Annotated in this window: 18 protein-coding genes; 11 read left to right on the top strand and 7 right to left on the bottom strand. The window is 61.7% G+C overall.

Going from position 1 to position 24,490, the window contains the following annotated elements:
- Nucleotides 1-89: 89 nt before the first annotated feature.
- Nucleotides 90-1,415, bottom strand: a complete 1,326-nt coding sequence (locus DK870_RS21315; protein ID WP_161549604.1) for an FAD-binding oxidoreductase — start codon at nt 1,413-1,415, stop codon at nt 90-92.
- Nucleotides 1,416-1,675: 260 nt separating this feature from the next.
- On the opposite strand from DK870_RS21315, the gene DK870_RS21310 reads away from it, so the two are divergent.
- On the top strand, nt 1,676-2,020 hold the full coding sequence (locus DK870_RS21310; RefSeq protein WP_161549603.1) for a YggL family protein: 345 nt from the start codon (nt 1,676-1,678) through the stop codon (nt 2,018-2,020).
- Nucleotides 2,021-2,320: 300 nt separating this feature from the next.
- Nucleotides 2,321-3,781, top strand: a complete 1,461-nt coding sequence (gene dacB, locus DK870_RS21305; protein ID WP_104994510.1) for a D-alanyl-D-alanine carboxypeptidase/D-alanyl-D-alanine-endopeptidase — start codon at nt 2,321-2,323, stop codon at nt 3,779-3,781.
- A 29-nt stretch (nt 3,782-3,810) separates the two neighbouring features.
- On the opposite strand, the gene DK870_RS21300 is transcribed toward dacB, so the two are convergent.
- Together DK870_RS21300 and rlmKL are read right to left on the bottom strand one after the other, a co-directional pair.
- Complete coding sequence (locus DK870_RS21300) at nt 3,811-6,249, bottom strand: GGDEF domain-containing protein (protein WP_161549602.1); 2,439 nt, start codon at nt 6,247-6,249, stop codon at nt 3,811-3,813.
- A 148-nt stretch (nt 6,250-6,397) separates the two neighbouring features.
- A complete protein-coding gene (rlmKL, locus tag DK870_RS21295) occupies nt 6,398-8,662 on the bottom strand; it encodes a bifunctional 23S rRNA (guanine(2069)-N(7))-methyltransferase RlmK/23S rRNA (guanine(2445)-N(2))-methyltransferase RlmL (RefSeq protein ID WP_090369306.1) in 2,265 nt (754 codons plus the stop codon).
- Between the two features lie 532 nt (nt 8,663-9,194).
- On the opposite strand from rlmKL, the gene rmf reads away from it, so the two are divergent.
- Nucleotides 9,195-9,410, top strand: coding sequence for a ribosome modulation factor (gene rmf / locus DK870_RS21290; protein ID WP_002553055.1), 216 nt, complete (start codon nt 9,195-9,197; stop codon nt 9,408-9,410).
- 401 nt (nt 9,411-9,811) lie between these two features.
- Here rmf and DK870_RS21285 read toward each other — a convergent pair whose 3' ends face one another.
- From DK870_RS21285 to DK870_RS21270, 4 genes are all read right to left on the bottom strand, one after another.
- Nucleotides 9,812-10,843: a quinone-dependent dihydroorotate dehydrogenase gene (locus tag DK870_RS21285; protein WP_161549601.1), complete on the bottom strand. Its 1,032-nt coding sequence runs from the start codon at nt 10,841-10,843 to the stop codon at nt 9,812-9,814.
- Between the two features lie 86 nt (nt 10,844-10,929).
- Entirely contained in the window at nt 10,930-11,391 is a 462-nt protein-coding gene (locus DK870_RS21280; protein WP_178126890.1) for a transglycosylase SLT domain-containing protein, read from the bottom strand.
- Nucleotides 11,384-11,770 carry a winged helix-turn-helix domain-containing protein gene (locus DK870_RS21275; protein ID WP_090369303.1) on the bottom strand — a complete coding sequence of 129 codons (387 nt, stop codon included), beginning with the start codon at nt 11,768-11,770 and terminating at the stop codon, nt 11,384-11,386. Before DK870_RS21275 ends, DK870_RS21280 begins: the two co-directional genes overlap by 8 nt.
- A gap of 180 nt (nt 11,771-11,950) precedes the next feature.
- Nucleotides 11,951-12,838 (bottom strand): secretin N-terminal domain-containing protein, encoded by an 888-nt coding sequence (locus DK870_RS21270; protein ID WP_218580590.1) that lies wholly within the window; start codon nt 12,836-12,838, stop codon nt 11,951-11,953.
- Between the two features lie 276 nt (nt 12,839-13,114).
- On the opposite strand from DK870_RS21270, the gene DK870_RS21265 reads away from it, so the two are divergent.
- The 8 genes from DK870_RS21265 (at nt 13,115) to cobA (ending at nt 24,461) form a co-directional block, all read left to right on the top strand.
- Nucleotides 13,115-14,320 carry a CmpA/NrtA family ABC transporter substrate-binding protein gene (locus DK870_RS21265; RefSeq protein WP_161549600.1) on the top strand — a complete coding sequence of 402 codons (1,206 nt, stop codon included), beginning with the start codon at nt 13,115-13,117 and terminating at the stop codon, nt 14,318-14,320.
- Between the two features lie 13 nt (nt 14,321-14,333).
- Nucleotides 14,334-14,909: an ANTAR domain-containing response regulator gene (locus DK870_RS21260; protein WP_060756216.1), complete on the top strand. Its 576-nt coding sequence runs from the start codon at nt 14,334-14,336 to the stop codon at nt 14,907-14,909.
- A gap of 209 nt (nt 14,910-15,118) precedes the next feature.
- A complete protein-coding gene (locus tag DK870_RS21255; protein WP_161549599.1) occupies nt 15,119-16,330 on the top strand; it encodes a NarK/NasA family nitrate transporter in 1,212 nt (403 codons plus the stop codon).
- Entirely contained in the window at nt 16,330-18,000 is a 1,671-nt protein-coding gene (locus DK870_RS21250) for a bifunctional protein-serine/threonine kinase/phosphatase (RefSeq protein ID WP_161549598.1), read from the top strand. Before DK870_RS21255 ends, DK870_RS21250 begins: the two co-directional genes overlap by 1 nt.
- Nucleotides 18,001-18,231: 231 nt before the next feature.
- A complete protein-coding gene (nirB, locus tag DK870_RS21245; RefSeq protein ID WP_161549597.1) occupies nt 18,232-20,685 on the top strand; it encodes a nitrite reductase large subunit NirB in 2,454 nt (817 codons plus the stop codon).
- Nucleotides 20,682-20,999 (top strand): nitrite reductase small subunit NirD, encoded by a 318-nt coding sequence (nirD, locus tag DK870_RS21240; protein ID WP_060756220.1) that lies wholly within the window; start codon nt 20,682-20,684, stop codon nt 20,997-20,999. The genes nirB and nirD overlap by 4 nt, the downstream gene beginning before the upstream one ends.
- Nucleotides 20,999-23,707, top strand: a complete 2,709-nt coding sequence (locus DK870_RS21235) for a nitrate reductase (protein ID WP_161549596.1) — start codon at nt 20,999-21,001, stop codon at nt 23,705-23,707. Before nirD ends, DK870_RS21235 begins: the two co-directional genes overlap by 1 nt.
- Before the next feature lie 10 nt (nt 23,708-23,717).
- The gene (gene cobA, locus DK870_RS21230) at nt 23,718-24,461 is read left to right on the top strand and encodes a uroporphyrinogen-III C-methyltransferase (protein WP_161549595.1); all 744 of its coding nucleotides are present in this window, start codon (nt 23,718-23,720) and stop codon (nt 24,459-24,461) included.
- Nucleotides 24,462-24,490: the final 29 nt, after the last annotated feature.

The following is a 24,490-nucleotide window of genomic DNA, read 5'->3' as shown; positions in this document are numbered from 1 at the left end:
GCTTGCTCCCGATGACAGAGGGTCACTTGACCCTCTGTCATCGGGAGCAAGCCCCCCTTTTCAGATATTCACTTCAGATGTCCATGATTTCAAAAATCCGCGACTTTGCCCCACGCCGATGATTTGAACCGGTCCGGATGATAAGGCGTCGGGTCCACGATAGGCTGCGCGCCACTGACAATGTCCGCGATCAGATGCCCCGCTCCCGGCCCGATACCAAACCCATGCCCACTGAACCCTGCCGCTAATATCAGCCCGGGCAGGTTGGCCATTTCACCGATGCCGGGTACGCCGTCGGGCGTGCTGTCCACATACCCCGCCCACGCGGCAGTCACCGTTGAGTCTTTAAGCGCCGGTATCAATTGCGTGCCACGTTGGTAGGTCAATTTGACCGCCGAGGCGTCCGGGGTCGGATCCAGAATGCGCATCTTCTCCATCGGCGTCGGCGCGTCCAGGCGCCAGCGCTTCCAGCCTTCATGACCCGCCCTCACCCCCTCGAACCCACCCACGGCGAGGTTGCGCCAGCGGCGTTGAAACATCGGCAGGAACTGCGGTGCAAAGCTGAGCAACTGCGGAGTGGGGTCGACACGCCCGCGCCCACTGATCGCCAAGGTGTAGCTGCCATCGAAACGGCGTGTCATCGAGGCATAGGTAGTGTGCAACGCACTCGGCAGCTCCAGGCTTGGAGGCGACACGCGAAGCACGGTCTGGCGAATGGTCGCCTGGGGAAAACGAATGCCGTATTGGCGGCAGAACGAGGAAGCCCAGGCGCCTGCGGCGAGCACGGCAAGCCGGGTGCGGATAGTGCCTTTTTCGGTGACCACCGCAGACAGTCGACCACCTTCGGTTTCCACGCCCCGTACCGCGCAGTCCTGATGCACCGTGCTGCCGAGCGCCATGATCGCGCGGGCGACCGCCGGGGCGGCGCGGGAGGGATCGGCGATGCCGTCGGTGGGTGAGTAGACCCCACCTTTCCACGGTTTGCCGGTCACCCGCCCGCGGTCAGCGGCTTGCTGTGCCGTCAGCATATAAGTCTCGACGTTGACCGAACGGGCGAACTCGCCCCAACGTGCCCAAGTATCGAGCTCCTTTTCGTCGTTGCTCAGGTAAAGCAGGCCACAACGGGTAAAGCCGGTTTGCTCGCCGGTCTCGGCGGCGAACTGCTCCCACAGATCCAGGCTCTTGGTAGACATCGGCAGCTCGCGCGCATCGCGATTTTGCTGACGGCACCAGCCCCAGTTACGGCTCGATTGCTCGGCGCCTATGCGGCCCTTTTCAACCAAGGCAACCTTCATGCCGCGCTTGGCCAGGTAATAAGCAGTAAAGGAACCGATGATTCCACCGCCAATCACCACGACATCAGCATCCGTCGGCAAGTCGGGAGAAGTTTCTACAGCAATCAAGGGAGCTGGCATAAGTGGGTATCCGTCAAGGGTCAGTCATGGCATCGCGGCAGCATGGATTTATTACACCACCATGAAGCCATGCATAAACGGTTAAAAAGCCCCGCCGAGTGGTACAAACCACTGTTTATCAAGCCCACCCCGGCAGACTTTACCGCCCCGGCAAACATCGGTTTTCTGCCCGGCGGCAGACGGTGATAGCACGCAAATGGGGCAGTCAGGCCTATTAACTGGTAGAGTGCGCACCGATATTTATTAAGAGGAATGTTTTCATGGCCACTAACCGCTCCCAGCGTCTGCGCAAAAAACTGTGTGTGGACGAGTTCCAGGAATTGGGGTTCGAGCTGAACCTGGACTTCAAGGAAAATCTGGCTGACGATAAAATCGATGCATTTCTCGACGCGTTCCTGAAAGAAGCCATGGAAGCCAACGGCCTGGGCTACGTCGGCGGTGACGACTACGGTCTGGTCTGCCTGCAAAAGCGTGGCTCGGTCAGCGAAGAGCAGCGCGCCAAGGTTGAAGCCTGGCTCAAGTCCCGCGATGAACTGACCAAAGCCGAAGTCAGCCCATTGCTGGACGTGTGGTACCCGGAAAAGCCGATCAACCCTGTTGCTTGATCGCCATCAGGGCCATCCTTCGTGATGGCCCTGTTTGTTTAAGCGTCACCCCTCGCTACAAGCCGCACGCCGCAGGGCTGCCCTTCCAAAGCCTTCAATCCTTGATATCCAAAGCGCTCACCAGCCGAATTCGCCGGCAGAGCGGTCCCGTGCCTGAAAAAAACGCCAATTACCCGCTATCGTTCAGCTACAACGGCATGCACCTTGGGGCATAATGCCGACACTTTCATGACCATTGAGGGATTTTTCTTATTTACCCCTCACCTTTTCACCCTCCTCAGCAGCAGGGTTTTACTCCTTATGATCAAATCTTTACGTTCAGTGCTCATTGCCGGTTTTTTCCTCCCACTGGCCTTTTCCGTCTCCGCTGCCCCCGTCAATAACACCCTGCCCCCGAATGTTCAGCAGGCCCTCCAGAAAGCCAAAATCCAGAACACCTCGCTGTCTCTGGTGATGTTGCCGTTGAACGGTCCAGGCACGCCGACCATCTACAACGCTGACGTCTCGGTGAACCCGGCCTCGACCATGAAGCTGATCACCACCTATGCGGCCCTGGAAATGCTCGGCCCCAACCATCAGTGGAAGACCGAGTTCTACACCGACGGCACCCTCAGCGGTGGCGTGTTGCGCGGCAACCTGTATCTCAAGGGGGGTGGCGACCCCAAGCTGAACATGGAAAAACTCTGGCTGCTGATGCGCGATCTGCGTGCCAACGGCGTACAACAAGTGACCGGCGACCTGGTGCTGGACCGCAGTTTCTTCAACCAGCCACAACTGCCGGAATTCAATGACGACGGCAACGACGAAAACAAACCGTTCCTGGTCAAGCCCGATGCCTTGCTGGTCAACCTCAAGGCCCTGCGCTTTGTCACCCGCAACGACTCAGGCCGGGTGATCGTGTCGGTCGAACCACCGATCGCGAGCATCCGCATCGACAATCAGGTCAAGGCGAACAACGCCAAGCAATGCACCGGCGACGTACGCTACAACCCCACGACTGCGGCCGATGGCAGCGTGACCGTTACGGTCAGTGGCCAGTTGGGTGATGGCTGCAGTTCGCAGACTTACCTGTCGCTGTTGGACCACGCCACCTACACCGCCGGCGCCGTACGTGCGATCTGGCAGGAGTTGGGCGGTACGATCCAGGGCCGCGATATCCAGGCACCGGTGCCCAAGGATGCGAAGGTGCTGGCCCGTGCGTTCTCGCCGGACCTGGCGGAAATCATCCGCGACATCAACAAATACAGTAACAACACCATGGCCCAGCAGTTGTTCCTGAGCCTGGGAGCACAGTTTCGCAACGATGCCGATGGCGACGATGCCAAGGCGGCGCAACGCGTAGTACGCCAATGGCTGGCGAAGAAAGGCATCACCGCCCCTCACCTGGTAATGGAAAACGGCTCCGGCCTGTCCCGCGCCGAACGGGTCAGTGCGCGCGAGATGGCGGCCATGCTGCAAGCCGCCTGGAAAAGCCCTTACGCGGCCGAATACATCAGCTCACTGCCGATTGCCGGTACTGACGGCACCATGCGCAAACGCCTGAAGACCACGGCCCTGCGCGGCGAAGCCCATGTCAAAACCGGCACCTTGAACACCGTGCGCGCTATCGCCGGGTTCAGCCGGGACAACAATGGCAATACCTGGGTCGTGGTGGCCATTCTCAACGACTCGAAGCCGTGGGGCGCCTCGTCGGTGCTGGATCAGGTATTGCTGGACCTGTATCGCCAGCCGAAACTGAGCGCTGCAGCGCCGGTGCTCTGACCCGGCAGGAGACTCGCGAATTCGGGCGGTCAGTCACCCCAGATTTTGGCTGACTCACCGGATTCGCGATTCAATCGACTCGGCGCACCGCCCCTGCCACACATTTCTACCCGGTCCCTGCCCGCCTGCTTGGCCACATACACCGCCGAGTCCGCACGCAGCAACAACCCATCAACCCCTTCGTCGACCCGCCAGTTGGCCACACCAAAGCTGGCGGTCACGATGCCCACCGTCTCCATCGGCGCACAGCGCAGCGACTCCCACAGCGCCATCGCAAGGCTGTAGGCCTGGTCGCCATCGGTATTGGGGCACAACACCACGAACTCTTCACCACCCAGGCGGCAAAACACATCGCTGCGACGCAGACGCTGAAGAACGCGTTTGCACAGTTCCTGCAGAACCCCGTCGCCTACGCCATGCCCGTACTGATCGTTGATCCGCTTGAAATGGTCGATATCGAACATGATCAATGACAATGCGCCGCAGGTCCGGTTAAGCCGGATCATCTCCGCCTTGACGCGGTCCTGGAAATAACGCCGGTTATGGATGCCCGTCAGGGCGTCGGTAATCGACAGCGTGCGCAGCTCTTCCTCGACCCGCTTCAGATCGGAAATATCCGACACATAGCCATGCCACAACGTACCGCCTCCCGGTAACTCTTCCGGCGTGGCCTCACCGCGAATCCAGCGCAGGCCCCGGTGCGGCAGTTGCACCCGATACTCTTCGCGCCAATGGCTCAACTGCAACGCCGACAGACGAATCGAGTTGCGCACCCGCTCCACGTCCAACGGATGGATACGCTCGAGAACGCTGCTCGCATCCTGCTGCAACACGCCCGGTTCGATTTCATAGATATCGCGCATGCCGTCACTGGCATAGATGAAGCGCCAGCGGTCCTGAGGCTCCACGGTGAACTGGAAGATTCCACCGGGCACATGGGCGCTGAGTTTTTTCAGCAAACGGTCGCGTGCCGCCAGGGCCTCGTAGGCACGTTTTTGCTCAGTGACATCGCGGTAGATCGCCAGGTGCCCGATCCACAGACCGTGCTCATCGAGCAACACCGTCGGCAGCATATTGGCCGTCAAGTGGCTGCCGTCCTCGCGCCTCAAGGTCCACTCACGGGCTTCATGCTGGCTGTCCGGGCTTTCCACCAGCATCGCCTGGCAGGGTGCGATACGTTTGCCCAACGCCGCGCTCAAGTGCACGGCCCGGGCTTCCAGTTCCGAAGGCAGGTGCAGGCTGTCCAGGCTCAGTTGCCCCAACACCTGTTCGGCCTTGAACCCCAGCATTTGCTCGGCACCGGCATTGAAGGTATTGATCACGCCACGCAAGTCGGTGGCGATGATCGCGACCTGGGTCGCCGCATTCAGCACACTGCGCAATTGGCCATGCGCGCCGCGCAATTCTTGCTCGCGCAGGCGCAACTGCACGGTGCGCTGCTCCACCAGTTTCAAGGCGCGCTGGCGTTGGCTGACCAGTACGTAAAGCAAGGCACTGAGCAAGAGACTGAGCAGCACGCCCATGGTCAGGATCATGCTCATCGAAGAGTGGTTGGCCTGGTCGAATACCTTACTGGCACGCAGGCTCAGGATGTAGACATGGTCGCCCAGGGTGATCCGGCGCGCAGCGGCCAGGCCGCTGTCGCCCACCGAATTACTGGAGGCATACAGCACGCGCTCCTGATCATCTGAGGTGTCGACGATCTGCATCACCAGGTTGTCGCGTGTCGACTTGGGCAAACCCTCGGCCACCAGCTGACGCATGCTGATCACCGCCATCACAAACCCGTAGGGCTCGGCGTCCGGGGTTTTGCTCACCGGCGACACCAACAACACGCCGGCTGCGTAGGCGGGCTCCACCCCCACCAGTTGCATCGGCTGGGACACTGCCGGCTTGCGACTTTTTTGCGCACGCTCAAGGACCGATCGGCGCAGGGGCTGGGCCAGCAGGTCAAACCCCAGGGGTGAGCCCAGCAGGCTCTGGGTCTGGCTGTACAGCACCGGGACGTACTCATCGCGCTCGGGGGCCGCGGCCAAATTGCCCGCCGCATTGAGTTCACGGATCACAAAAGGGCTGCCGCGCTGTCGGGAGATCTCTTGCTCAAACTGAGCGCGTTGCTCGCGAAATACCCGGGGCGCCCACGCATAGGCGCGGGTATGCAACAGCAAGGGCTGGGCGAAGCCGTCGAACTCTTCGCGAGAGACATCAGCGGAGTTGATGAAGAAACGCCGCAGGCTGCCCAGGCGTTGCTCCTGGTCCTCGAAACGTTCCTGAATGCGTGTAGAACGTTCATTGACCAGCAACTGGAAACGCTGGCGCACCTGTTGCTGATAAAGGTCGGCAGCCGCCCACGCGACAACCGCCGTCAGCGCGCAGCCTGCCAGTAATACCACCAATGCCACCAGCCAAGCCGACGCCTGCTCACTGATAAAGCCTAGGATTTTCGGGCGGGCAGCGGGTAAAGGCATAGGCAACACTCACAACGCCAGCGTGCGGGGGTGTCACTTTGGCTAGGGATTAAGTTATAGCCATCGGTCCGGAATTTGACCAGCGCAAAAAAGCCGCAAACCTGGAAAATTCAGGTTTGCGGCTTTCAGGTGCAACGCGCTGCGGCAATCAGCGCGCGGTGATTTTCCAGGCCCGGTGGATCTTCGCGTTACGTGCGAAATCCGGGTCGATGGTCTTGTCGCTGATTTCCTCGACCGCATAGCGTTCGCTGAGGTTGTCCTCCAACTGGAACTTGCGGAAGTTGTTGGAGAAGTACAGCACGCCGCCCGGTGCCAGGCGGGCCATGGCCAGGTCAAGCAGCTGCACGTGGTCACGCTGCACGTCGAAGATGCCTTCCATGCGCTTGGAGTTGGAAAAGGTCGGCGGGTCGATGAAGATCAGGTCGAACTCATCGCGGCTGGCCTCCAGCCAGGCCATCACATCACCCTGCTCCAGGCGGTTCTTGTCGGAGAAACCGTTGAGGGAGAAGTTGCGACGCGCCCAGTCCAGGTAGGTCTTGGACAGGTCGACGCTGGTGGTGCTGCGCGCGCCGCCCTTGGCCGCGTGCACACTGGCGGTGGCGGTGTAGCAATACAGGTTGAGGAAGCGCTTGCCGGCGGCCTCTTTCTGGATGCGCAAGCGCATCGGACGGTGGTCGAGGAACAGACCGGTGTCCAGGTAATCCGTGAGGTTGACCAGCAACTTCACGCCGCCTTCGCTGACTTCGGTGAACTTGCCCTGGGCGCTCTGACGCTCGTACTGCTTGGTGCCGCTCTGACGCTCGCGACGCTTGACCACGACGCGGCTCTTGTCGATGTTCAGCGCCTGGGGAATGGCCGCCAGCGCATCGAACATACGTGCGGAGGCTTTTTCCGGGTCGATGGATTTCGGCGCGGCGTATTCCTGCACGTGCACCCAGTCGTGGTACAGGTCGATGGCCATGGAGTATTCCGGCATATCGGCGTCGTACACGCGGTAGCAATCCACGCCTTCGCGCTTGGCCCACTTGCCCAGCAGCTTGAGGTTTTTCTGCAGGCGGTTGGCGAACATCTGCCCGCCTTCACTCAAGCGTGCCTGCTCGACCACAGGAGCCGGGGCCGGCTTGATCGGGTTACCGTTCTTGTTGTACTGGCGCTCTTGCGGCTCGGCCGGGGCTTGATCGTAGGCGGCTTGCTCACGTTCGGCCTGACGCTGCTCGGGCGTGCGGCGCTCGCCCGTGACGAATTGGTCCGGATTGACCTTGATCAGCAGCAATTTGCACGGCAAGGCACCGTTCCAGAACGAATACTGCTTGTGGCTGCGGATCCCCATGCGCTTGCCCAGGTCCGGCGCGCCGGTAAACACCGCCGCTTCCCAGCCCATGCAGGCCTGGCGCAGGCGCTCGCCGAGGTTCTGGTAGAGGTACAACAGGCTGGCTTCATCACCCAGACGCTCACCGTAGGGTGGGTTGCAGATCACCAGGCCTTTCTGGTTCTGGTCCGGGCGCGGCTCGAAGGTGCCGACTTCGCCCTGGTACACCTTGATCCAATGGCTAAGGCCTGCGCGTTCGATGTTATTGCGTGCCGGCTGGATAAGACGAGGATCAGCCTCGTAGCCCCGAATCCACAGCGGGGTTTTGTTCATGCCGACGGCGGCACGTTCAGCGGCCTCGGCATGCAGTTTCTTCCACAATGCCGGGACGTGACCCAGCCAGGTGGTGAAGCCCCACAGTTCACGATTGAGGTTGGGCGCCATGTCGGCAGCGATCATCGCGCCTTCCACCAGGAAGGTGCCCACACCGCACATCGGGTCGGTCAGCGCGCCGCCCTCGGCGGCAATGCGCGGCCAGCCGGCACGGATCAGGATCGCGGCCGCCAGGTTTTCCTTCAACGGTGCGGCGCCCTGCTGCAGGCGGTAACCGCGCTGGTGCAGGCTGTGGCCGGACAGGTCGAGGGACAGAATCGCCTCGCCACGGTCCAGGCGCAGGTGAATACGCAGGTCCGGGTTGATCTTGTCGATGGACGGGCGTTCGCCGGTCGGGGTGCGCAGTTTGTCGACGATCGCATCCTTGACCTTCAGCGCGCCGAAGTGGGTGTTGTCGATACCGGAACCATGGCCACTGAATTCCACCGCCAGGGTGCCATCCGGGACCATGTGGTCAGCCCATTCGATATCCAGCACGCCATGGTAGAGGTCTTCGGCGTCCTTCATCGGGAAGCGCTTGAGTACCAGCAACACACGGTTGGCCAGGCGCGACCAGAGGCACAGGCGGTAGGCGGTTTCCATATCGGCCATGCCGCGCACGGCCGAGGTGTGCTCACGGGCGTCCTCAAGGCCAAGCCCGACGGCTTCCTCGATCAGCAGGCCTTCAAGGCCCTTGGGGCAGGTGAGGAAGAGTTCAAAACGGTCCGACATGGGCATTCCAGGCTTTTCAGCAATCAGTGAACGGGCGACGCATCGCCGGCTCGGTTTTCAATCAAGCACTTTTCTCGAAGAGTGCTCGCGTGGCACGAATGTGCCGTTCCACCCCGGCTGCCGGGCTTTTGGGCCTTGAATTGACGGGGCAGATAAACAATTGGCTGTAACAGAAAGTAATATTCCGACCCTTCGTCGAATAATAACCGACTGCAACGGGCGGACATTCTCACTAAAGGATTAAACCTATCCGCTTCGCAAGGCACATCATAGCTGGCTTTGCCCGATAAATGGGGCGAAAAGCCATCCCAGCTTATGGCTATAGCATCGTTATCGTTACGTGCTTATGACAAAACGATCATTGAATCCATGTGACCTATTGGTTAGAACTCAACACAGGTTGGCGCCGTAACGACGCCGACACATTGGCTCGCCACGCCGGCAGCGAGCCCACCAACGGCAGGAAAACTCTGCCCGGCCTCGGATGAGGCTGAAGGATATCAAGACAGTCAACAAGTGAGGGAAACACCCTATGAGAAGACTTAAGCGTGATCCGTTGGAAAGAGCATTTTTACGCGGATATCAATATGGCGTTCATGGAAAATCCCGTGAGCTTTGCCCTTTTACTCTACCGTCGGTACGCCAAGCCTGGATCAACGGCTGGCGAGAAGGACGCGGCGACAACTGGGACGGTATGACTGGCACTGCGGGCATCCACAGACTCAACGAACTTCACGCCGTCGGCTAATCAGGGCACTTAACTCCGACACGACACTTTTGAAGCTGTAATGAATTAACCACGCACGCCCCATTCGGGCGGCGGGCTTCGGCCCAGGGGCTCCTTATGGAGCCCTTTTTATTGCTGCTCTTGTAGTGAGCGGGCTTGCCCCGCGCTGCGGTGTGTCAGGTAAGTTTGAGCCGCCTGACACACCGCCGCGCGGGGCAAGCCCTAATGCCAGTCAGTTAAGCGATAGAACGGACGATGAATAACTTGTGGGAGGGGGCTTGCTCCCGATAGCGGTGTGCCAGCCAGCAGTTTATCGACTGACCCACCGCTATCGGGAGCAAGCCCCCTCCCACAGTGACAGCGTTAAGCCTTAACTGACTGGCATTAGAGCGAGCCCGCTCACTACAAAAAGCGCGGTGAACTCAGCGCGGCGCAAGCCCGCTCGCCGCGATCGCATCCACCGCCTCGCGAATCAGCGCCGGCCCTTTGTAGATGAAACCGGAGTACAACTGCACCAGGCTGGCGCCGGCCGCGATCTTCTCGGCAGCATGCTTGCCTTCGGTGATACCGCCCACGGCAATGATCGGCAAACGCCCGGCCAGCTCAGCCGCCAGCACCTTGACGATGTGCGTGCTCTTGTCCCGTACCGGCGCACCCGACAGGCCACCCGCCTCATCCCCATGCGCCAGACCTTCAACGCCGACGCGGCTGAGGGTCGTGTTGGTCGCGATCACTGCGTCCATGCCCGAGTCCACCAGGGCCTGAGCCACCAGCACGGTTTCTTCATCACTCATGTCCGGGGCAATCTTGATTGCCAAAGGCACGCGCTTGCCATGACGCACCGCCAGGTCTTCCTGGCGTTGGCGCAAGGCTTCGAGCAATTGCTTGAGGGAGTCACCGAACTGCAGGCTGCGCAGGCCCGGGGTATTCGGCGAACTGACGTTGACGGTGACGTAGCTGGCATGGGCGTAGACCTTGTCCAGGCAGATCAGGTAGTCATCCACCGCACGCTCCACGGGCGTGTCGAAGTTCTTGCCGATATTGATCCCCAGGACGCCCTTGTACTTCGCCGCCTGCACCCGCGACAGCAGATGATCGACCCCCAGGTTATTGAAGCCCATGCGGTTGATGATCGCCTCGGCTTCCGGCAGGCGGAAGATGCGTGGCTTGGGGTTACCCGGCTGCGGGCGCGGGGTCACGGTGCCGATTTCGACAAAGCCGAAACCCAGCTGCGCAAAACCGTCGATGGCCGCGCCGTTCTTGTCCAGGCCCGCAGCCAAGCCGACCGGGTTAGGGAACTCGAGCCCCATCACCGACACCGGCACTTTCGCCGCAGCCTTGCATACCAGGCCATTGAGACCCAGGCGGCCACCGGCACCGATCAAGTCCAGGGACAGATCATGGGAGGTTTCCGGGGAAAGTTTGAACAACAGCTGGCGGGCCAGGGTATACATGGGCGGGCTAGACTCGGATGGCGGCGAAAGGTGGCGGCGATTATAGCCGGGGTCATAGGCCGCATGCGAGGCGTGCGGCCCAATCGTCAGTAGCGATTGGCGACCAACGCCTCATAGCGCGCCCAGATCTTCTGCGCGTATTGCAGGCGCAATGCATCGCGCTTGGGCCCTGCCCCCGCCCCCACGTTGTATGAGCCGACAGCCGTCCAGTTGTAGCCGAAGCGTTGGATAAACTCGGCGAGTATCGAGGCGCCGACCTCGACAGACAGGCAAGGCTCATTCAGCAGCCGCTCTTCGGTGATGCCCAGCTTGCGCAAGCGCGGCAAATGAATGCTGTTGATCTGCATCAAGCCGATATCACGCGTGCCATTACGGTTGGCGTAGTTCATCGCCCCGGCACGATAACCCGACTCGACGGCAGCAATGGCCTGGAGCAACTCCGGTTCGAGGTCATAGCGACCGGCAACCTCCTCCCAGCAATAAGCCAACGCCGTCCGGCTGCCCATCAACAGGCTCAACAACACGGCTTGGCCCCACCGCTTATACATGGCTCAACTGCCCACAACCCGGACACACGTGAGTCAACCGCCCACGCTCAGACCCTTCAACCTGCACCGGACAGGTAAAACGATAGCCTCGGCCGTAGATCGTCTTGATAAACGCCTTGTCGCCGCGCAAATGCTTGCGCAAGGCATAGATGCAGCGCGTCAGTGACTCCTCAGCCACTTCCCCCCGGGGCCACACCCGCTCCAGCAAACGGTCCTTGGTCACCAGCGTGCCGGCCGAGGCCAGCAGCAATCGCAGCACCTGCCCCTCCTTGGGTGGCAACTGAATATCCGCCTCCCCGCCTGTCAACCGGCCATCAGGGTGCAGGGTCCAGTGAGCAAAGACGAGGGTCTGCGTCGCGTGCTCAATCATCACGGGCATGCGCACCTCTGCATCCGACTACTGACATTCCAATCCTTATTTCCTGTACCGGCTCGCCGCCAACCTCACGACTATAAAAACCTGTCTTACAGCCCGCGTTAGGAAAAAACCCATTCGAACGGCGCTTTTTGGCCACTCCCGGTAAGACAATTCGCTGCCGAGCGGATAAGCCACGCAGGTTCACGGAGGCGGCTCGCGCCCGGGTCGGACAAACGCACGCTGCACGCGCTCATATTGCGCCGCAGTCAAGGGCGGCGGCCCGGACGCCGGCGTGGGCTCTTCTTGAGCCATGCCCACTCGCCAGACCGAAATCTCATTCGGCCGCTTGGGGACATCCAGTTCGGCAACCAGCTTTTCGATCAGCCGCACCTGGGCAGGCGTGCCCTTGATCAACAGGCTGTTGGTATCCGGGTACGCGGTCAGGGCAAGGCTCCCGTCGGCCAGTAATCTTTTCTGTTCGCTGGACAACAGCGCCTGAATCATTGATGCCATCCCCGGCGAACGCACCGGATTGACGCCGGCCCCGTATTGGCGATCCTCCACATGCGTGTTGAACACCTGCACCACTGCCAATGAGAACTTACCCAGGCGCACATCTCGGCGTGGCCGGTCCATCAATTGGGCCAGCCGCAACACTTGCTCGACATAGTTCGGCGGCCCCGACACATAAAACGTGCGCGCCCCGTTCTCACGCAGCGGATAGCGCGACTCATCCAACCCCGTACGCCGCATTGCCCGACGCATCGCGTCTACAGCAATATGACGCAGCCCTACCGCCAGGCTTCTCGCCTCTGCGGCAGCGTAGACGTACAGCCCTTGCCCATCGCTATGCCAGATCAAGTCTTCCTGCCGGGCCAGCGCCTCCAGAGCCTGTTGCGGCGCGCTGAAATCGAACGCCCCGCTCACCCGTCTGCCAGCCGCTTCCCGGCTGGTCACCACAGGCATGCCCAGTGCCACCGACAGCTCGCCCAACAGCGCCTGCAGGCTTTCATCCCTGGCCTGATACGCCTCGGCCCAGGCCGCGAAACAGCCCAGCAACAGCACCGCGCACAACAGCCCGTTGCGCAACCGGAGGCGGAGCCTCGTTGCAGGGGAATCAGCATGCACCTTGGGTTTTCCTCGGCAGTGCGGCGTTAAGAGGTGGCCATACTGAAAGGCAGGCAACGCTCAATCTTGATGAAAAACTGACGGCAGCCCGTGGCATGTGCCTTGCTATGCACTCTGTATCTGAGCGCGCACCAATGACGGAGCGGGCTTACGGACAAAGGCGTCGTTACCCTGCAATGGCCTGCGCGGCCATCTGTAGGAACGGCGCTTTTTTGTGAGAGAAAAAGGTAGGTGTTGATGAAGAGTTCAGATCCGCTGGCCTGGGTCAACGGTAGCGACGCTCCGGAAAAAAGCAGCCTCGACCTGGGCTTCATGGCCTTGACCGATTGCGCCTCCCTGGTGGTCGCCGCCACTCAGGGGTTTGCCCAGCCGTATGGGCTCACACTCAACCTCAAGCGCCAGGCATCCTGGGCCACTCTGCGCGACAAACTGGTCAGCGGCGAGCTGGACGCCGCCCACAGCCTGTACGGGCTGATCTATGCGGTACACCTGGGCATTGGCGGCGTAACGCCTACCGAGATGGCCGTGCTGATGGGGCTCAACCAGAACGGTCAGAGCATCAACCTGTCCCCCGGTTTGCAGCAGCAAGGCGTGATCACTCCTGAGGCATTGGAACGCCACGTGCACCAAAGCCGAACAAAACTGACCTTCGCCCAGACCTTTCCCACAGGCACCCACGCCATGTGGCTGTATTACTGGCTGGCGAGCCAGGGCATTCATCCCCTTAAGGATGTCGACAGCGTGGTCGTACCGCCGCCGCAGATGGTCGCGCACCTGCAAGCCGGGCGAATCGATGGTTTTTGTGTCGGCGAACCCTGGTGCGCCAGCGCGGTACAACAGCGCCAGGGCTTTACCTTGGCAACGACCCAGGCGATCTGGCCGGACCACCCGGAAAAAGTGCTCGGCTGCACCCAGGCTTTCGTCGATCAGTACCCCAACACGGCGCGTGTGCTGGTGATGGCCATCCTGGAAGCCAGCCGCTTCATCGAAAACAGCCAGGAAAACCGGCGCTCCACCGCACAGCTGCTCAGCGCCCGCGACTACCTCGACGCACCGCTCGATTGCATAGAGCCGCGCCTGCTCGGTGTGTATGACGATGGCCTGGGCAACCGTTGGCAAGATCCCCACGGGTTGCGCTTTTTCGCCGAGGGCGAGGTGAACCTGCCGTACCTGTCCGACGGCATGTGGTTCATGACCCAATTCCGCCGCTGGGGCCTGCTGCGGGAAGATCCCGACTACCTCGGCACGGCGCGCCAGGTGCAACAACTGGAGCTGTATCGCCAAGCCGCCCAGGCGGTGGGCGTGCACGCGAACAACGAAGACATGCGCAGCAGCCAGTTGATCGACGGCAAGGTCTGGGACGGCTCCGATCCCGCCGCTTACGCTCGCAGCTTCCGCCTGCACGCCATGGCCGAACCTGCGAACCGCCAGGCTCTGCGCTGACAGGAGGTGCCCGATGTTGCGAATCCTGTTGATCAACGATACCCCGAGCAAGGTCGGCCGGCTCAAGGCCGCACTGACCGAGGCCGGTTTCGAGGTAATCGATGAGTCCGGCCTGACCATCGACCTGCCCGCGCGCGTCGAAACGGTGCGCCCGGATGTGATCCTGATCGATACCGAGTCGCCCGGCCGCGATGTGATGGAGCAAGTGGTGTTGTTAAGCCGCGATCAGCCACGGCCGATCGTGATGTTCACCGACGAGCATGATCCGAGTGTGATGCGCCAGGCAATCAAGTCCGGCGTCAGCGCCTATATCGTCGAAGGTATCCAGGCCCAGCGCCTGCAACCGATCCTCGATGTGGCCATGGCGCGTTTTGAGAGCGACCAGGCCCTGCGCGCCCAGCTCCAGGCGCGTGACCAGCAGTTGGCCGAGCGCAAGCGCATCGAACTGGCCAAGGGCATGCTGATGAAAATGAAGCACTGTAATGAAGAAGAGGCCTACACCCTGATGCGCCGCCAAGCCATGAGCCGCCAGCAAAAACTGATTCAGGTGGCGGAACAGATCATCGCCATGAGCGAGTTGCTTGGCTGAACTGGCGCAGCTCTTGCTAAGCATTCATCACAGGTAACCAACGGCGGTTGCCCCTCCACGACAAAGACGTCGCCCACCCGGTTTGCCCTCGCAAACCCGGTGGCGGCGTTTTTTCGTTTTGGCCCCAGCACATGGGGCGGATGGGGCGGCCACGGTCGGCAGCTCCATCACTCGGCCTTCTTACAGACTCCCAACCGTTGAGGTGCGTGATGAAATCAAGCTTCTGGAAATCCGGGCACACCCCGACCCTGTTCGCCGCGTTCCTGTATTTCGACCTGAGTTTCATGGTGTGGTACCTGCTCGGCCCGCTGGCGGTGCAAATCGCCGCCGACCTGCACCTGACCACCCAGCAACGCGGCCTGGTGGTGGCCACGCCGATCCTGGCGGGCGCGGTGCTGCGCTTTGTCATGGGCATGCTGGCCGACAAGCTGTCGCCCAAGACCGCCGGACTGATTGGCCAGGTGATTGTGATCAGTGCCTTGTTCGGTGCCTGGAAACTGGGGATCCACAGCTACGAACAAGCCTTGTTGCTGGGCGTATTCCTGGGCATGGCCGGTGCGTCGTTTGCAGTGGCGCTGCCCTTGGCGTCCCAATGGTACCCTGCGGAACACCAGGGCAAGGCCATGGGCATCGCCGGCGCAGGTAACTCAGGCACGGTGTTCGCCGCCTTGCTGGCACCGGTCCTCGCGGCGGCGTTCGGCTGGAGCAACGTGTTCGGCTTTGCGCTGATTCCGTTGGTGCTGACCCTGATCGTCTTCGCCTGGCTCGCCCGCAACGCCCCCGAACGCCCGAAACCCAAAGCCATGGCCGACTACTTCAAGGCGCTGGGCGATCGTGACAGTTGGTGGTTCATGTTCTTTTACAGCGTGACGTTCGGCGGTTTTATCGGCCTGGCCAGCGCCCTGCCCGGCTACTTCAACGACCAGTACGGCCTGAGCCCGGTGACCGCCGGTTACTACACCGCCGCCTGTGTATTCGGCGGCAGCCTGATGCGTCCGCTGGGCGGTGCCCTCGCTGACCGTTTCGGCGGGATTCGCACCCTGCTCGGCATGTACAGCGTGGCCGCGATCTGCATCGCCGCGGTGGGCTTCAACCTACCCAGTTCCTACGCTGCATTGGCGCTTTTCGTGTGCACCATGCTCGGCCTCGGTGCCGGTAACGGTGCGGTGTTCCAACTGGTGCCCCAGCGCTTTCGCCGTGAGATCGGCGTGATGACCGGCCTGATCGGCATGGCCGGCGGCATCGGTGGTTTCGCCCTGGCGGCGGGCATGGGGGCGATCAAGCAAAGCACCGGCAGTTATCAGATGGCGCTGTGGTTGTTCGCCAGCCTTGGCGTATTGGCCTGGTTCGGCCTGTACGGCGTCAAACGACGCTGGAGAACCACCTGGGGCTCGGCTGCCGTGACCGCCGCGCGCGTCTGATGAGCCTGCAACTGAGCGTCGCCCAGGCCAGCGCCATCGGCCCACGGGCGGAAAACCAGGACGCGCTGCGGGTGGTCACTCCCGTGGCGGAGTTGGCCGCGAGCAAAGGCTATTTATGCGCCATGGCCGATGGCGTCAGCCAATGTGCCGACGGCGGCCTGGCCGCACGCTCGACCTTGCAGGCCCTGGCCCTGGACTATTACGCCACGCCGCAAACCTGGGGCGTGGCCCAGGCGCTCGAACGGTTACTGCTTGCCCAGAATCGCTGGCTGCAAGCCAACGGCGGCGGCCAGCCGTTACTGACCACCCTCAGCGCCCTGGTGTTCCGTGGGCAACGTTTCACCCTGGCCCATGTGGGAGACTGCCGGGTGTATCGCTGGCTCGACGACCAATTGTTGCGCATCAGCGAAGATCACGTGTGGGAACAGCCGGGCATGCAGCATGTGCTCAAGCGTGCCCTCGGCCTGGATCAACACCTGGTGCTGGATTTTCTCGACGGCGAACTGCGTGCAGGCGAATGCTTCCTGCTGCTCAGCGATGGCGTCTGGGCCACCCTGGGCGACCACAGCATCCGCGCCATCCTGCGTGAGCAAAGCGATCTCGATACGGCAGTCAACACCCTGGTCAACGCCGCGCACTTGGCCGGTAGCCTGGACAATGCCAGCGCCCTGCTGGTACGTGTCGACCAACTCGGCGGCGCCACCCTCGGCGATGCGTTGGTGCAGTTGCAGCAATGGCCGTTGCCTCCGCTGCTGAAAGCCGGGCAACGGTTTGAAGGCTGGCAGGTTGAAGGGGTGCTGGCACAAAGTCGACAGTCTTTGCTGTACCGGGTGCACGACGCCCAGCAGCAGCCGTGGTTACTGAAAACCCTGCCGCTGGACTGCGACGATGACAGCGACGCGGGCCAGGCTTTGCTGTCGGAAGAATGGTTTTTGCGCCGGGTGGCCGGGCGCGCCTTTCCTGAAGTTCACGCGGCCGGCGGCCGTCAGCATTTGTACTATGTGATGCGTGAATATCCGGGGCAGACCCTGGCCGAGCTGTTCCGGCGCCAGGGCCCTCTGCCCCTGGCCCAATGGCAATCCATTGCCGAGCGTTTGCTGCGCGCGGTGGGCCTGTTGCACCGGCGGCAGATCCTGCACCGCGACATCAAACCGGAAAACCTGTTGCTGGGCGACGATGGTGAGCTGCGTGTGCTGGATTTCGGCTTGGCCTACTGCCCAGGGCTCTCGGAAGACCGCGCCCACCTGCTGCCCGGCACGCCAAGCTTTATCGCGCCCGAGGCGTTTAACGGCGAACGCCCTACCGCCCAGCAGGATTTGTATAGCGTTGGCGTCAGCCTGTATTACCTGCTGACGGGGCACTATCCCTACGGCGAGATCGAAGCCTTCCAACGCCCCCGATTCACCCAGGCCATCAGCGCCAGCCGCTATCGCCCTGACCTGCCGGACTGGCTGCCGCTCAGCCTGGAGCGAGCCGTGGCGGCCTCACCCGCACAACGTTATGAAACCGCCGAAGAATGGTTGCTGGTGCTGGAACAGGCCGAGCGCCGTGAGTTGAGCGTGCGGCCACGCCCGCTGCTGGAGCGTGAACCGCTGAAAGTCTGGCAAACCCTGGCGATGCTCTCGTTGCTGATCAATCTGGTGCTGGGCTATTGGCTGCTGCACCACTAGAGGGCGATTCGTCCTCGCCGATCGACAGTAAACCCAATAAAACCGGGGGTGGGCCGACTTGGCACAGCCACTGCATTAACTGATTCAAGAACACACATATAGCCCGCCCTTCAACGTTGAAGGGCGAGCTTCCCGAGAGAACGGGACCGGACAAAGGCGTCCTCGCTAGATCACTGGCGGGGGCGCCTTTTTTGTTTGCGCACGATTTGTCGAGCCATTGCGGAGAACGACATGAAAAAACTCAAATTGGTCATGATCGGCAACGGCATGGCCGGGGTTCGCACCCTGGAAGAATTACTCAAGCTGAGCAGCGAGCTGTACGACATCACCGTGTTCGGCGCCGAGCCACACCCCAATTACAACCGAATCCTGCTATCGCCGGTGCTCGCCGGTGAACAGACCTTCGAAGAGATCGTACTCAACGACCTGAGCTGGTACCTGGACAACGACATCAAGCTGCTGCTCAACCGCAAAGTGGTGCAGATCGATCGCGTCAAACGCATCGTCATCGCCGAGGACGGCACCGAGGCCGAGTACGATCGCCTGCTGATCGCCACCGGTTCCACGCCATTTATCCTGCCGATTCCCGGCAACACCTTGCAGGGCGTGATCGGCTATCGCGACATTGCCGACACCCAAGCCATGATCGACACCGCCAAGACCCACAAGCACGCGGTGGTCATCGGCGGCGGCCTGCTCGGCCTGGAAGCCGCCAACGGCCTGATGCTGCGCGGCATGCAGGTGACCGTGGTGCATATCGGCGAATGGCTGCTGGAGCGGCAACTGGACAAGACCAGCGGCCAGTTGCTGCAAACCGAACTGGAAAGCCGTGGCCTGGTGTTTCGCCTGTGCGAACAGACCCAGGCCCTGCACGATGCCGGCAATGGTCGCGTCGGCTCGGTGCAGTTCAAGAACGGCGACATCATCCCGGCCGACCTGGTGGTGATGGCGGCCGGCATCCGCCCCAACACCGAACTCGCGGAAAAATCCGGCATCCCCTGCAACCGTGGGATTTTGGTCAACGACACCCTGCAAACCTATGACCCGCGCATCTACGCCATCGGCGAATGCGCCAACCATCGGGGTACCGCTTACGGCCTGGTCGCGCCGCTGTTTGAACAGGCCAAGGTCTGCGCCAATCACCTGGCCCAACTCGGCTTTGCTACCTACAAAGGCTCGGTCACGTCGACCAAGTTGAAAGTCACCGGTATCGACCTGTTCTCCGCCGGCGACTTCATGGGCGGCGAAGGCACCGAGACCATCACCCTCTCCGACCCGATTGGCGGCGTGTACAAAAAACTGGTGATCAAGGACGACATCCTGGTCGGCGCCTGCCTGTACGGCGACACCGCCGACGGTGGTTGGTATTTCCGGCAGATCCGTGAGAACCACGCCATCGGCGAGATCCGCGATCACCTGATGTTTGGCGAAAACGCGCTGGGAGACGTCGGCCATCAAGGCCAGGACAAGGCCATGAGCATGGCCGACAACGCCGAGGTCTGCGGCTGCAACGGCGTGTGCAAGGGCACCATCGTCAAGGCGATTCAGGAACACGGGCTGTTCAGCGTCGACGACGTCAAAAAACACACCAAGGCAGCCAGCTCCTGCGGTTCCTGCGCCGGGCTGGTGGAACAGATCCTGATCAACACCGTGGGTGGCGCCGCCGACGTCAAACCCAAAAGCGAAAAAGCCATCTGCGGTTGCAGCGACCTCAACCACGGACAGATCCGCCAGGCCATCCGCGACCAGCACCTGCTGACCATCGCCGGCACGATGAGCTACCTGAACTGGCGTACACCCAACGGTTGCGCCACCTGCCGGCCGGCGTTGAACTACTACCTGATCTCGACCTGGCCCGGCGAGGCCAAGGACGATCCGCAATCGCGCCTGATCAACGAACGTGCCCACGCCAACATCCAGAAAGATGGCACCTACTCCGTCGTCCCCCGGATGTGGGGCGGCGTGACCAATCCGTCGGAGCTGCGCCGTATCGCCGACGTGGCCGACAAGTACAACGTGCCGATGGTCAAGGTCACCGGCGGCCAACGCATCGACTTGCTCGGCATCAGGAAACAGGACCTGCCTGGCGTGTGGAAAGACCTCGACATGCCCTCGGGCCACGCCTATGGCAAATCCATCCGCACCGTGAAGACCTGCGTCGGCAGCGAGTTCTGCCGCTTCGGCACGCAGAATTCCACACAGCTGGGCATCGAGCTGGAGCACGACCTGTTCAATATGTGGTCGCCGCACAAGGTCAAGCTGGCCGTCTCCGGTTGCCCACGCAATTGCTCGGAAGCGGGCATCAAGGACGTCGGCATCATCGGTGTCGACTCCGGGTGGGAGATGTATATCGGCGGCAATGGCGGGATCAAGACAGAAGTCGCGGAGTTCTTCGTCAAGCTGAAAACTGCCGAAGAAGTGCGCGAGTACAACGGCGCGTTCCTGCAGTTGTATCGCGAAGAAGCCTTCTACCTGGAGCGCACCGTGCACTACCTGCAACGGGTCGGCATGGAGCACATCAAAAAAGCCGTACTGGAAGACCCGGCCCGACGCCGAGCGTTGAATGAGCGCCTGCAATTTTCGCTGTCGTTCGAACAGGACCCGTGGAAGGAGCGCCTGGAACAGCCCCAGTTGAAAAAGGAGTTCGAGGTCATCCCCGTCAAACAGCTGGAGGTGTCGGCATGAACTGGCTGGATATCTGCGCCCTCGATGAAATCAACGCCCTGGGCTCGCGCATCATCCAGGGGCCTAAAGGCGATATTGCGATTTTTCGTACCAGTGACGATGAAGTCTTCGCCCTCGACGACCGTTGCCCGCACAAGGGCGGGCCGCTGTCCCAGGGCTTGATCTACGGCAAACGCGTGGCCTGCCCGTTGCACAACTGGCAGATCGACCTGGCGTCCGGCGAAGCCCAGGCGCCGGATATCGGCTGCGCCCACCATCACCCCGCCCGCGTGGAAAACGGCCGGGTGATGCTGGCCCTGCGGGACGCAGGTTGATGAACCGCCAGGTTACCGCGTCCACCTGCTGTTATTGCGGGGTGGGTTGCGGCGTGCTGATCGAGCATGACGGCGTACAGATCCTCGGCGTGCAAGGCGACCCGAGCCATCCGGCCAACTTTGGCAAGTTATGCAGCAAGGGGGCCAGCCTACACCTGACCGGTGACCTGGCTGCCCGCGCCTTGTACCCCGAACTGCGCCTGGGCAAAAACCTGGCCCGTGCACGCACCGATTGGGACACGGCCCTGGAACACGCCGCCAACGTATTCGCCGACACGATCGCCGAACACGGGCCGGACAGCGTGGCGTTCTACATTTCCGGGCAATTGTTGACCGAGGATTACTACAGCTTCAACAAACTGGCACGGGCGCTGGTGGGCACCCACAACATCGATAGCAACTCGCGGCTGTGCATGTCTTCGGCAGTGGTCGGCTACAAACGCAGCCTGGGTGCCGACGCACCGCCGTGCAGCTATGAGGACCTGGAAAACAGCGACTGCGTCATGATCGTCGGCAGCAATATGGCCTACGCGCATCCGGTGCTGTTCCGACGCCTGGAAGAAGCCAAGGCGCGGCGCCCACAGATGAAAGTGCTGGTGATCGACCCACGGCGCACAGACACCTGCGACCTGGCTGACCTGCACCTGGCGATTTTACCGGGTACGGATGTGGCGTTATTCCATGGGATCTTGCATCTGTTGTTGTGGGAAGACTGGATCGACCGCGACTTTATCCAGGCCCATACCGAGGGGTTGGCACCGCTGAAGCGGCTGGTGCATGACTACACACCGCAGATGGTCACGCAGTTGTGCGGGATCAGCGTTGAACAACTGCGCCTGTGTGCGCAATGGGTGGGCACCTCCAGCAGTTTCCTGTCGTTGTGGTGCATGGGGCTGAATCAATCCACCGCCGGCAGTGCGAAAAACAGCGCCTTGATCAACCTGCACCTGGCCACCGGGACCATTGGCCGGCCGGGCTGCGGCCCGTTTTCCCTGACCGGCCAACCCAACGCCATGGGTGGCCGCGAGACCGGCAGCCTGGCGAATCTGTTGCCGGGCCATCGTGACGCGGCCAACCCGCAGCATCGGGCCGAAGTCGCCGCGTATTGGGGGGTTGATTCATTGCCGCAGCCAACCGGATTGACCGCGATCGAACTGTTCGAGCAGATCCAGGCCGGCAAGATCAAGGCGCTGTGGGTTGCCTGTACCAACCCCGCACAATCGCTGCCGGACCAGAACCGCGTACGCGCAGCCTTGGCCGCTTGCCCGTTCGTGGTCCTGCAGGAAGCTTTTCGCACCACGGAGACGGCCGCTTATGCCGACCTACTGCTGCCTGCGGCCAGTTGGGGAGAAAAGGAAGGCACCGTGACCAACTCCGAGCGACGTATTTCCCACGTCCGCCAAGCTATCGTCCCACCGGGAGAAGCACGACCCGATTGGGCCATTACGCTGGATTTCGCACGGCGCCTGGAAAAGCGCTTGCGGCCGGGCTTGGCCAGCCTGTTTGCGTTCGAACAACCGGCACAGATCTTTGATGAATACAAAGGGCTGACGCGCCATCGTGATCTCGACCTTTCGGGTATCAGCCATGCCCTGCTCGACCGGATCGGGCCGCAGCAGTGGCCGTTTCCGACGGGTGCACAATCCGGAACAACGCGCCTGTACAGCGATGGCGTGTTCCCAACCGATAGCGGGCGCGCGCAGTTTATCGCTGATCCTTACCGCGCGGCCAAGGAGCAACGCGACGCCCGCTTCCCGCTGACCCTGATCACCGGCCGCCTGCGCGACCAGTGGCACGGCATGAGCCGCACCGGCACGGCGGCCCAGTTGTTTGGGCATGTCAGCGAAGCGTTGTTGGGCCTGCATCCGGATGAATTACGTCGCCATCGCTTGAAGGACGGTGATCTGGTCAGCCTGAAAAGCCGCCGAGGCAGTGTGATCGTCGCGGTCAGCAGCGATGACAGCGTGCGCCCGGGCCAGGCGTTCCTGCCCATGCATTGGGGCGACCGCTTTCTCAAGGGTGGCGTCAACACCCTTACGCAGCCGGCGTTTGATCCGTTATCGAAACAACCGGAACTGAAGCACAGCGGGGTGCGCCTGGAAGCGGTGCAACTGCCGTGGCAGTTGTTCGCGCTGATCGAAGGCAATGTGCAGCAACACTTTGAGGCGCTGCGCCCGCTATGCGAGGACTTTGCCTACGTCAGTTTGACTCTGGTCGGACGTGAACGCCCGGCATTGCTGGTGCGCGCCGCACATGGCGAGGCGCCCGACTTGTCACTGCTGACCCGTATCGACACACTCCTCGGCCTCAATGACGGCCCTGTCATGGCTTATGACGACCCACGTCGCTCGATCGGCAAACGCGTGAAGATCGAGCAAGGCCGCATCACCGCCCTGCGCCTGGCAGGGGAAACCCTGGCGCGGCACTGGTTGCAAAGCCTGTGGCTGGAAGGTCGCGCCGATGACCAATTGCGGCGCTGGCTGCTGGCTCCATTAAGCGCACCGCCGGGCGGTGCGGCGGCCAGCCTCAAGACCCTGTGCAACTGCAAGAACGTCAGCGAAAGCGCGGTGTGTGCCGGCATCGCCCGCGGCCTGGGCCTGGAAGGGCTCAAACACGAGCTGGGCTGCGGCACCCAATGTGGTTCCTGTGTACCGGAAATCAAACGTCTTTTGGCCGGCAACCCGCAGCCATTCGCCATTAATGTGTGAGGAGAAGAACATGAACGCAAAAGTCTGGCTGGTGGGCGCAGGGCCTGGCGATCCGCAACTGTTGACCCTCAAGGCGGTGCGGGCCTTGCGTGAGGCGGATGTGGTGCTGATCGATGATCTGGTCAACCCACAGGTGCTGGAGCATTGCCTGGATGTGCGGGTGATCACCGTCGGCAAGCGCGGCGGCTGCCGTTCGACGCCACAGGATTTTATTCATCGCCTGATGCTGCGTTATACGCGCCAGGGAAAATGCGTGGTGCGGCTCAAAGGCGGCGATCCGTGCATTTTTGGCCGGGGCGGTGAAGAAGCGCTGTGGTTGCGCGAGCGCGGTGTCGATGTGGAGCTAGTCAACGGGATCACGGCAGGGCTGGCGGGTGCGACGAATTGCGATATCCCGTTGACCTTGCGCGGTGTGAGCCGTGGCGTAACGCTGGTCACGGCGCATACCCAGGACGACAGCAGCCTGAACTGGCGGGCACTGGCCGAGGGCGGGACGACGTTGGTGGTGTACATGGGGGTGGCGAAGCTGGAGGAGATTCGTCAGCAATTGCTCAACGCTGGCATGGTCGCCGATATGCCGGTGGCGATGATCGAAAATGCCTCCCTGCCCCAGCAGCGCGAATGCCGCAGCACGCTAGCGCGCATGCATTGGGACGCGCAGGCATTTGCCTTGAAGAGCCCGGCGATTCTGGTGATCGGTAGCGTTGCCGCGGCTGCGCAGGCGGCGTGCATTGCCGTGCCAGCCAGCGCCTGAGGCATATATTGCAGGCAAAAAAAACCCGG

The sequence above is a fragment of the Pseudomonas sp. Q1 genome (assembly GCF_009935975.1).
GTDB lineage: Bacteria > Pseudomonadota > Gammaproteobacteria > Pseudomonadales > Pseudomonadaceae > Aquipseudomonas > Aquipseudomonas palleroniana.
Note: the sequence above shows the minus strand (reverse complement) of the source record. Positions and strands in the feature narration are given on the sequence as shown.